Consider the following 10,561-nt stretch of genomic DNA (forward strand, 5'->3'; position numbering starts at 1 on the left):
TATCATACGAAGGACAAATCCCCTTCGTATCGCCATTTGTCCCATCTCTCAAAAAAAAAGGATGCTGCCCATCTCGAACAATATCATTTACAGCCTCCGATGCATACCATGCAAGCATACAAAGCATGGAAAAGCAGGTGAATGTATGACGAAAAGATATCCAAAGCTGAAAACCGTCGGTCCCTTTCACATTTATGGTGAAGTGAAATCGATCGATTTGAGCAAAGCGAATGAGGAAGTACTGAATCGATATTCGCAAGAAACGGCGGGAACGAACGCGACGTTGAATGGGGACGAAGGGAAATCCGATGAACAACCGGAATTGACGCCGGAGATGCGAGAGCAGCTCGAGGTACTCGGCAATGAAATCATTAAGCAATGGAGTCTTCCGGTCGAACGAATCGAACTCATTCAAGGCGGACAAATGGCGCTCGTTTGGAAGGTGATGACGAACGAAGGCCCGTTTTGTTTGAAGCGGATCAACCGCCCGGAGAAGAAAGCGTTGTTTTCCATTCACGCGCAGCATTTTCTTGCCGGGAAAGGAGCGAACGTGCCGCGAATCATCAAAACAAAAGATGACGAGCTGTACGCGAAGCACGGACCGTTTCTGTTTGTCGTTTATGAATGGATTGAAGGGCGTCCGTTTGATCTGAACGTGAACGAAGAAATGGAATGGATGATGAAAGGATTGGCACACTATCATCTTGATTCCGAAGGGTACCATCCGCCGGAAGGCGTACCTGCGGCGTCGAAACTCGGACAGTGGCCGCGGCATTACATGAAACGAATCCAGCAAATGAAAGCGTGGAAGCTGATTGCCGAACAGCAGCCGGATGATCCGTTTTCAATAAAATACATGGAGACGGCCGACGATGCGGTTGCCTCCGGACGGTCGGTCCTTTCGCAGCTGCAAAATTCCCACTATCATGATTGGGTGGCTGAAAAAAGGAAAGCACCGACGCTCTGTCATCAAGATTACGGGACCGGCAACACTCTTCTTCGGAATGGTGAAGTATGGGTCATTGACCTCGACACAACGGCTTACGATTTGCCGGTTCGGGATTTGCGAAAACTTATCATCCCGATGATGACTGACGACGGCGGATGGCGGGACGATCTGTTCGATTTGATGCTCAACGCGTACGAAAGTGTCCATCCGCTGACGGATGAACAAAAGCGAGTGATGTACATCGACATGATGTTTCCGTATGAGCTCTATGACGTGATTCGTGACAAATATTCGTTAAAAAATGACGCCGCACTCACGGAGCTGGAAGAAGCCTTTGCCTTCGAGGCATTGAAAGAGGAAAAATTGAAGCGCAAGCTCACTGAGCTTTCCTGACAAAAACGAAACACGCAACAGCGTACAGAAGCGGTGTTGCGTGTTTCAATTGGATAAAATGACGCCCTTTTGGACATAAGAAAAATAACTTGACCCAAAGGGAGAGAACCGACATTGAATTGGACATTGATCCTATCGGCAAACGGAATTGCTTTAGCGATCTGTTTGTTCGGCACCATTTACAGCCTGTTTAAAGCTTCTCGTCAACGCGGCGAACACACGAGAATGTTCGCCTTTGCCCGCGAACATCGCGTGATGTTGAATCCGTATTTTCTCGCCCTTCTCTTCTTTACGATCGCAAGCGTTCTCATCATCGGATTTTTCTCTTGGTACTTTAAGCCATGAAAAAATAAGCCTGGCTGGCAGGCTTATTTTAAAATACCGATCGATTCGATAAATGCTTTCGCTTTTTCGTCCCCGTGATCGTATATCATCCGGTAAATTCTTGCCAGCGTATCCTCGTACTGATGGTTTTCCTCGTCTTGGTGGTAAGGATACGGCACATGCGCACGCCAAAAGGTGTGAAACGAGTCGTTGTCGATTTTCTCCATTAAGCGCCGCAGTTGTTCGACATCATCCTCGGTCGCCTCAATTTGAAATTCCCACTCAGAAATCGTCGGATCGCTGTGAATTTCACCGGTTTCAATTTTTATATAATACGGTCTTTGTTCCATCGGATCGCGCCCCTTTCACGTTCTAGGTTTAACCCGTCGAACGGAAAATATGTAGCGCACGCGGTTCGCGGAACTTACAAACCGAGAATGTTGAACCCGGCATCAACGTGAATGATTTCGCCGGTAATGCCCGAAGACAAATCGCTCATCAAAAACAACGCTGTATGGCCGACGTCCTCTTGAGAAATCGTTCTTCTCAACGGCGATTCTTCTTCGATTTTTTTCAAAACCGAATTGAAGTCGCCAATCCCTTTCGCCGACAATGTCCGAATCGGCCCTGCCGAAATCGCATTCACGCGAACCCCGTATTTGCCGAGATCATTGGCCAAATACTTAACGCTCGCATCCAATGCAGCTTTCGCCACGCCCATCACATTATAATTCTTCACAACGCGCTCGCCGCCGAGATACGTCATCGTTACGATGCTCGCATGCTCACTGAACAACTCTTTTTCATGAATCGCTTTCGCCACGGCTGTCAACGAATAGCTGCTAATGTTTTGCGCCAGCAAATAGCCGTCGCGGGTCGTGTTCATGTACTCACCTTTCAACTCGTCGGTTTTCGCAAAAGCGATGCAGTGGGCGAGTCCGTCGACCTTGCCGACTTCTTCCTTAATTTCGGAAAACGTGCGGTCAATGTCTTCATCGCTTGTGACATCGCACGAATAAAACAGCGAATCGTCCCGGTCAAGTTCGTCCGCCAGCGACTTTACATTTTTCTCAAAACGTTCACCTGCATAAGTGAAAATCAAACGCGCGCCTGCGTTGCTCAACGCTTGCGAGATGCCCCAGGCGATGCTTCTTTTGTTCGCTACACCCATGACGACATAGGTTCTGCCTTCCAAGGATAATTGCATATGTATAAGCCCTCCATTGCTTTTTGTACAAATTATAACAGGTTTACGGCGAAAAAGGAAAACCCGGCACGCGCGAATGCCGGGACCCTCTCAAATCAAGCGAGCAGTTCCTGCAATTGATCGACATGAATTTTCGAGCCGGACACAATGAGGCGGTCTCCCATTTCGAAAGACGTGTCGCCGTGCGGAACAATCGAATTGTTGTCCCGAAAAATCCTGACGATAATCGTATCCCCCATGTACGGGAATTCCCGCAGCTTTGTGCCCGCATAATCATGATTGTTCATTTCGATTTGGTACAATCCGTTTTCTTTTGTCGTCAAGATTTCGACGACGCTCGGCGATTCGACCATCGCCTTCAAAATCGCTTTCGTCGAAAACAATGATGAAAATACCTCGATGCCTTGATTCCGCAACGTACCGCTCAGCTCCGTCGATTCGACTCTCGCGATGACCCTGCCGGCGACGAGTTCTTTCGCTCGCTCGGCCATGAGCGTATTGTTCGCGTCGTTGTTTGTCGATGCGACAAAAATATCGGCATCAAACGCACCCGCTTGCTCCAAAGCGTCGGGATCGTAGGACGGAAGTTCCTGAATCGTGAACGACGACTCGCCGTTTCTCGCGCCGCTCCATTGATCTTTACGGCAATGATAAACCGTCGTATCGAAATGGTCGTTGTCGAGTTCCAGCGTTAACGGCAAAGTGACAGGATTCGCGCCGATGAACACGACTTTTGTTTTTTTCGGCATGATTTCGGATTCGGGAAACAACTTCTTGAACACGATCGGACCAATGATGCAACTGATCACGGCGACGAGAATGACAGCCGAAGCAAGATCATTGCTGACGATTTTCAAATCTTGTCCAACCCTTACCGCAGCAATCACGAGCGTCAGTTTTGCGGCGACCAGAAAGCCGATGCTGTATGCGGTTTTCCAACCGTACCATTTTTTCAAAATCAAGGCCGGCAAAATTTTTGCGGCGAAAAAGGCGACTAACAGCATGGGCATCAAAAGAAGCACCTTGTCGCTGGAAAACAGTGACCATAAATCGAGTTTCACCCCGACCATCACGAAAAAAATCGGAATCAAAAATCCATAGCCGAACGAGTCGAGCCGCTGGACCATCGCCGGGTTTGGAGACAACAGCGAGACGAGTGCACCGGCCAAAAACGACCCGAGAATAATCTCCACGCCGAGCGAATTAGACAGCGCGACCAACACGATAATCAAGGCGAATACCGCTCTCGTATCAAGATGAATCGTTCCTTTGGTCATCGTCTCCAAGAAAGACTGGTGTCGAAAATATTTTCCGATAAAATAAAGCAGGACCCCGGCGGCGAACAAAATGAGCAAAAACCACGTTTCCCCGCTTTTCGCAGAGAAAAACGAGACAAACACGGCAAGCAGGATCATCGTCATTAAATCGCCGAGGACCGTAATCAACAAGATGAGCTGGCCGATGCCCGTTTTGACGATACCCATGTCTTTAATCGTCGGAACAACGATTCCGAGGGAGATCGTCGCGATAATAAGTGTCATTAAGTAAACGTTGTCGATCAAGCCAATCGAAACGAACAACAAGGAGAGCAAGAAAGAAACGAGAATCATAAGAACGAAAATGATGGCCGCAACAACGAGACCGTTAGGGGCTCGCGTCTCAGAAGACCGGTCTTTGTTTCGTTTGTTGGCGAACACGGAAAAATCAATTTCCACGCCGCTGAGAAATAGCAAATAAATGAAACCGAGCGTCGACAACGTTTGAATCCACACGTCTTTTTCGACGAGATCGAACCCCGTTTTCCCTATAATTAACCCGGCGATGATTTCTCCGACGACGACCGGGATGAATCGCAGCCGCATTCGATTCAGTAAAATCGGCGTGAGAAACGCCGCGATGACGACGACTAGAAGTGACACGAACGACGCCTGTGTATGTTCCATTGACGACCTCCTTCATGTTTCGTTCCGGCGAACCGGAATCGGTCTTTTTACAAGACTACTTGATCGTCGGATGCCGGTCAATCGAAAAACCCTATGTTAAATAGCTCATAAAGAACGTCGCAATGCTGAAATAGATGAGCATGCTGATCAGATCGCTGATCGTCGAAATGAACGGACCGGAAGCGACCGCGGGATCCACCTTGAGTTTATGCATCAGAAGCGGCACAAATGCGCCGGCAATCGTAGCGACAAACAACGAACACATCAACGAAAATCCGACGATCACCCCTAGCAGCCATTGTCCTTCGATCACAGCGACAATTAATGATAAAACAAGTCCGCAAACACTTCCGATGATGAGCCCGGTTCCAACCTCTTGCATAAACAACTTCACCCGGCTCAAATCATTAAAATCCCCCGTTGCGATCCCGCGAACGACGACGGCGAGCGCCTGGGTACCGCTGTTTCCCGATGTACCGGAAATAACGGGAATGAACGCCGCCAAAACGGCCACTTGATTCAAGGTCGATTGAAATTGGCTGATGAGTGTTGCGGTCACCATGCCGAGAAACAGCAAGATGATTAACCAGGGCAGCCGCTTTTTCGCGGTAATAAACGGATTGCGGTTGAATTCGACATCCGCAATGCCGGCGAACTTCGAATAATCTTCTTCCGCTTCTTCATCAATAACGTCCACGATGTCATCGACAGTAATGATCCCAAGCAAATGATTTTGAAAATCAACGACCGGCAAGGCAAGAAAATCGTAGTCGCGCATAATTTGCGCAGCTTCCTCTTGGTCCGCCCCGACGGAGATTGAAACTACCCGTTCGTTCATGATGTCTTTAATTCGTGTCCCATCATCGGCAATGATTAAGTCGCGCAGCGAAATGACGCCTTTCAAACGTTTCTCTTCATCAACGACGAACACGTAATAAATCGTCTCCGCGTCGGGGGCTTCTTTTTTCAAAATCCGCATCGCTTCGGCCACCGTTTGATAATCGCGGATCGCGACGAACTCCGTCGTCATGATGCTTCCGGCAGTTTCTTCCTGATAATGAAGCAATTCGCGAATTTCTTTCGACGAATCGTCTTCCATCAACGTTAAATAACTGGCCACTTGATCCGCTTCCAAATCATTCAACACGTCTACCGCGTCGTCCGCATACATATCGGCCAGCATGTCGGCCGCATACCTCGGTTCCATTTCGGAAATGTAGTTTTCGCGATCCTCATCCTCGACGTTGTCGAACAAATCCGCCATTTCCTCCGGAGACAAGTACGTGTAGAGCCGCAATCGCTTCTCTCGTTCAAGTGAAAAAACGTACTTCGCCTGCTCATACGAATGCAGTTCCCCGAAAAGTTCGCGAAACGTGTCGATGTTGTCGGCTTCGACGACTTCATCAAGCCGGCGGTAAAGCTCTTCGTTTCGATCGCGTCCGTTATTCATCGATTTCCCTCCCCCGCGTTTCCTGAAAAAAAGTAGTTCTGTGACGACCCTACATTATGATAAGATGGTAATGGTTTCTCGAATAGAAGGTGGATATTCATGGACAAAGACAATAATTCTACCCTGCAACAACTAGACTATACCTTATTATTTATTATCTTTCTATTGTTATGTGTAAGTCTCATCTCTATCTATTTGGCCACTGGATCGGGCCATTTAGTTTTGATGCAGTTCATCTGGTACATGATCGGCGGCATTGCGATCACCGGAATCATGTTGGTCGACTTTGACCGCTTTCGCCATATCGCTTGGTATTTATACGGTTTCGGCATTTTGCTGCTGATTCCGTTGTTTTTGGCTTCCAAAGGACTCTTGCCAAGTTGTGAACAAGGGTGTTTCATCGTTACCGAAAACGGGGCCACAAGCTGGTATTATGTTCCCGGCGCAGGAACGGTTCAACCATCCGAGTTTTTCAAAATCTTTCTCATCGTTGCTTTAGGGCATTTAACGGTTTCTCATCATGAAAAACATCCGGAAAAAACGTTGCGCGACGATCTTAAGCTGCTCGGCAAAATTATCGGCGTTTCTGCCGTGCCGCTCGGGTTAGTTGCCTTGCAACCCGACCTTGGAACAGCATCCGTACTGGCTTCGATCATGGGCAGCTTGCTTGTCATTTCCGGCATTCGATGGCGCATTTTATCGGCGGCGTTTTTGATCGGGGTTTTGTTTATCGCGGTAAACATCTTGTTGTACATTTATTTCCCGGAACATGCTTTGTTGAAAGACTACCAGATGGACCGAATTAATGCATGGCTGCATCCGGAAAACTATTCCGGAGGGGATGCCTATCAACTAAAGCAATCGCTGCAGGCGATCGGAACCGGGCAATTGTACGGTACTTGGCCGAATGAAACAGGGGTTTTCGTCCCAGTTGCCTATGCAGACTTTATCTTTTCGATCATCGCAGAAAAATTCGGCTTTCTAGGTGCGAGCGTCGTAATTTCGCTATTCTTCTTGCTGATTTACAGGATGATTCTCACTGCACTCGAAATCCACGACCGATTTGGCAGTTACTTGTGTGCAGGCGTAATCGGCATGATTACCTTTCAAGTGTTTCAAAACATCGGCATGACCATCCAAGTATTGCCGATCACTGGTCTTCCATTGCCATTTATCAGCTACGGCGGAAGTTCGCTTTTAACGTGTATGATTGCCGTCGGAATTGTGTTGAATGTGCGGTCGCGAAAACGAACATACATGTTTGAATAAAAAAAAGGTGTTGCCCAACGTTGGATCGGGCAACACCTTTTCTAATCCGTAATGAACGACTCTTTCACGCGTTTCCAAAACGGAAACGGCCGGAAACGGGCAAAGCGGACTTTCTCGCGTGCCACACGGCATTGAATGGATTTCACCTTTTCATGCAGCAAAAACAAATGATCGATCGTAATGTTGAAATTCACGTCGTTGACCGGTTTTAACAAACACGTATGATGCTGCGGCAGCACGAGGGGGGAACCGATCGTACGAAACACGCGGTTGTTGATCGATGCCATTTCCGCCAACTGGATTGAAGCCAGTGACGGATGGATGATCGCACCTCCGAGTGCTTTATTGTATGCGGTACTCCCCGACGGAGTCGACAAACAGAGGCCATCACCGCGGAACGTTTCGAAAGGTTCCCCTTTAATTTCCACTTCCATTTCCAACGAGCCCTCTGTCGCTTTCACCGTACATTCATTCATCGCCAAATATCGATTCTCCTCTGCTCCGTCAATGTATCGAACGGTGACTTCAAGCAACGGATAGTCGACGATTTGAAACGGCGTCTTCGCTAAATGAATGACGAGTTTGTCCACTTCTTCCGGCATCCAATCGGCGTAAAATCCGAGATGCCCGGTATGCACGCCGACAAATGCTGTATCCGCAAGACGATTTTTATAACGATGGAAAGCGTGAAGGAGTGTTCCATCTCCGCCAACCGAAATGACCACGTCCGGTTCTTGCTCGTCATAGACAAGATCAAATTCTTTCAGTTCGCGCGCAATTTTTTTTCCTAGCTCGTGCGACGTACGATCGCCTTTTTCTTGAATCGCGAATTTCATGGGAATCTCCTTCTGCTGCTGTCATGTCTTTGGTCTTTTTTTTGTTCGAATGTAACTTGCGGCTCTCTCACTTCATCCCTGATTTTCGACATTTCTTCGTCCAATCGAAAAGCCGCTTCCGCGGCCCGTTGCAACCTCAGTTGGATTTGTTCAGGAATTTGTCCCGAGTATTTGTAATTTAATGAATGCTCGATCGTCGCCCAGAAATTCATCGCCAATGTTCGCACTTGAATTTCCACAAGAATGTGTTTAACACCGCTGATCGTTTGCACGGGATAACGAACGACGAAATGATAAGAGCGATATCCGCTGTCTTTCTTGCGAGCGACATAATCTTTTTCTTCTACCACGGTAAAGTCGGTCCGGTTGCGAATTAACTCGATCACAACGGAAATATCGTCGACGAATTGACACATAATGCGAATGCCAGCAATATCCTGCATTTCTTTCTCGATCTCGTCGATCGCGATACCTTTCCGTTTTGCCTTGTCAAGAATGCTGGCGACAGGCTTTACCCTCGCCGTGACGAATTCGATCGGTGAATGTTCATTTGTGTACGCATATTGATCGCGAACCGCTTTCCACTTGATTTTCAATTCATCAACCGCTTGTTTATACGGGGCCAATAAATAATCCCAGTCCATGCCTCGTCATTCCTCCTCCCGTCGGGAACGGCAAGATCTTCCTTAAGTTTACCATAAACGGCCGCTGTTTTTTAGCAGCATGCACGATTGGGGTTTCCCGACAGTTTTGATACGATAAGAACAGAAAGAAGGGATCGTATGAACCAAGAAATCGAAATCGAATGGAAAAATTTACTTACCGAAAACGAATTTTCCGTCCTCTGCTCCGCTTTCAAAGTCAAACCGGAAGATTTCTGGCTTCAGCATAATCACTATTTTGATACGGAAAACGGGATGCTGAAAAAAGCCGGATCAGCCTTGCGCATTCGTGAAAAGCAGCAGCACCGCCAGTTAACATTGAAACAACCTCACCCTCAAGGACTTCTCGAAACCCATCAAGAAATTTCCGCGGAGGACACAGCACGAGCGATTGACCATTCGCTTCTCCCTGACGGCGATGTCATGAATCAGTTGCAAAACAATGGATTGCGTCCTCACGGATTGCATTATTTGGGTACGTTAACGACGAAGCGGGCGGAAGTCCAATTTCGCGGAGGCATCCTCGTTTTTGATCACAGTTTTTACTTGAATCATGAGGATTATGAACTTGAATATGAATGCACAGACGTAAACGGCAAGCAAACTTTCCATGAGCTGCTGAAAGAATACAAGATCCCGGTTCGTGCGACGGAAAACAAAATCAAACGCTTTTTCGATAAAAAAAATGCCAAATGAGCTAAAAGCGTCGGCCGTCCGGTCTAAAAAAACATTGTCGTTTCATGAAAATTTTGCTATCTTTAACGTAGTACTCTAGGTCTGCTTGATCCGGCCACGCTACATACGCTTTCGCAAACGTGCAGCCGGCCGCACTTTGCTTCCAAAGCAAGACGGCCGCTTGACGTTACGTGAGTCACATGGAAGGGGACGAGCCTTGAATATTCGTCTGTACCAAACGTTATTGGAACTCCAACAGCTGCAACGATTTTCCAACACGAACACATCCCGCTCCACGTTCAGCCTTCTCGGCAGCGACAGCTTCGCTTCCGTTTTCGAAGAGACCCTGGAGCGTTTCACCCATGTTTCCAAAACACCTTCTTCCTATCGATCGACGTTGCCGCTCAGCCGCTTTCCTATTGCTGAAACGCATCCTCGGCATATGAGAAACGACTATGAGAATTTGATTCAACAAGCCGCCGAGCGTTATAACGTAAATCCTTCGCTCATTCGTTCCGTAATCCAGCAAGAATCCGGGTTCCATGCTTCGAGCACAAGTTCAGCCGGCGCACAAGGCTTAATGCAACTCATGCCCGCAACGGCACGAGCGCTCGGAGTAACGGATCCTTACGATCCGGCGCAGAACATCGACGGCGGAACGCGCTATTTGAGGCAAATGCTCGACCGCTACGACGGCAGCGCTGCACTTGCACTCGCGGCGTATAACGCCGGACCAGGTAACGTAGACAAGTACGGGGGCATTCCGCCTTTTGAAGAAACCGAACATTATGTACGATCCGTCTTGCAACACGTTTGAAACGAGAATCGCCGACCCCGTACGGGGTCGGCGATT

Annotated in this window: 11 protein-coding genes; 5 read left to right on the forward strand and 6 right to left on the reverse strand. The window is 48.1% G+C overall.

What is annotated here, in order from left to right:
• Positions 1-145 precede the first annotated feature (145 nt).
• Positions 146-1,342: a CotS family spore coat protein gene (locus VFK44_09155; GenBank protein HET7628540.1), complete on the forward strand. Its 1,197-nt coding sequence runs from the start codon at positions 146-148 to the stop codon at positions 1,340-1,342.
• A 114-nt stretch (positions 1,343-1,456) separates the two neighbouring features.
• Positions 1,457-1,687, forward strand: coding sequence for a hypothetical protein (locus VFK44_09160; protein HET7628541.1), 231 nt, complete (start codon positions 1,457-1,459; stop codon positions 1,685-1,687).
• Between the two features lie 23 nt (positions 1,688-1,710).
• On the opposite strand, the gene VFK44_09165 is transcribed toward VFK44_09160, so the two are convergent.
• From VFK44_09165 to mgtE, 4 genes are all read right to left on the reverse strand, one after another.
• A complete protein-coding gene (locus VFK44_09165; protein ID HET7628542.1) occupies positions 1,711-2,016 on the reverse strand; it encodes a hydrolase in 306 nt (101 codons plus the stop codon).
• A 74-nt stretch (positions 2,017-2,090) separates the two neighbouring features.
• Positions 2,091-2,873 (reverse strand): enoyl-ACP reductase FabI, encoded by a 783-nt coding sequence (gene fabI, locus VFK44_09170; GenBank protein ID HET7628543.1) that lies wholly within the window; start codon positions 2,871-2,873, stop codon positions 2,091-2,093.
• Between the two features lie 95 nt (positions 2,874-2,968).
• Positions 2,969-4,816, reverse strand: a complete 1,848-nt coding sequence (locus VFK44_09175; protein ID HET7628544.1) for a monovalent cation:proton antiporter family protein — start codon at positions 4,814-4,816, stop codon at positions 2,969-2,971.
• Between the two features lie 91 nt (positions 4,817-4,907).
• Positions 4,908-6,266: a magnesium transporter gene (gene mgtE, locus VFK44_09180; protein HET7628545.1), complete on the reverse strand. Its 1,359-nt coding sequence runs from the start codon at positions 6,264-6,266 to the stop codon at positions 4,908-4,910.
• 99 nt (positions 6,267-6,365) lie between these two features.
• On the opposite strand from mgtE, the gene VFK44_09185 reads away from it, so the two are divergent.
• Positions 6,366-7,535, forward strand: coding sequence for an FtsW/RodA/SpoVE family cell cycle protein (locus VFK44_09185; protein ID HET7628546.1), 1,170 nt, complete (start codon positions 6,366-6,368; stop codon positions 7,533-7,535).
• 41 nt (positions 7,536-7,576) lie between these two features.
• Here VFK44_09185 and VFK44_09190 read toward each other — a convergent pair whose 3' ends face one another.
• On the reverse strand, positions 7,577-8,371 hold the full coding sequence (locus tag VFK44_09190; GenBank protein HET7628547.1) for an NAD kinase: 795 nt from the start codon (positions 8,369-8,371) through the stop codon (positions 7,577-7,579).
• Complete coding sequence (locus VFK44_09195) at positions 8,368-9,015, reverse strand: GTP pyrophosphokinase family protein (protein ID HET7628548.1); 648 nt, start codon at positions 9,013-9,015, stop codon at positions 8,368-8,370. The genes VFK44_09190 and VFK44_09195 overlap by 4 nt, the downstream gene beginning before the upstream one ends.
• Before the next feature lie 138 nt (positions 9,016-9,153).
• On the opposite strand from VFK44_09195, the gene VFK44_09200 reads away from it, so the two are divergent.
• Together VFK44_09200 and VFK44_09205 are read left to right on the forward strand one after the other, a co-directional pair.
• Complete coding sequence (locus VFK44_09200; protein ID HET7628549.1) at positions 9,154-9,729, forward strand: CYTH domain-containing protein; 576 nt, start codon at positions 9,154-9,156, stop codon at positions 9,727-9,729.
• A gap of 196 nt (positions 9,730-9,925) precedes the next feature.
• Positions 9,926-10,525, forward strand: a complete 600-nt coding sequence (locus VFK44_09205) for a lytic transglycosylase domain-containing protein (protein ID HET7628550.1) — start codon at positions 9,926-9,928, stop codon at positions 10,523-10,525.
• Positions 10,526-10,561: the final 36 nt, after the last annotated feature.

Source organism: Bacillales bacterium, from assembly GCA_035700025.1.
Taxonomy (GTDB): domain Bacteria; phylum Bacillota; class Bacilli; order Bacillales; family DASSOY01; genus DASSOY01.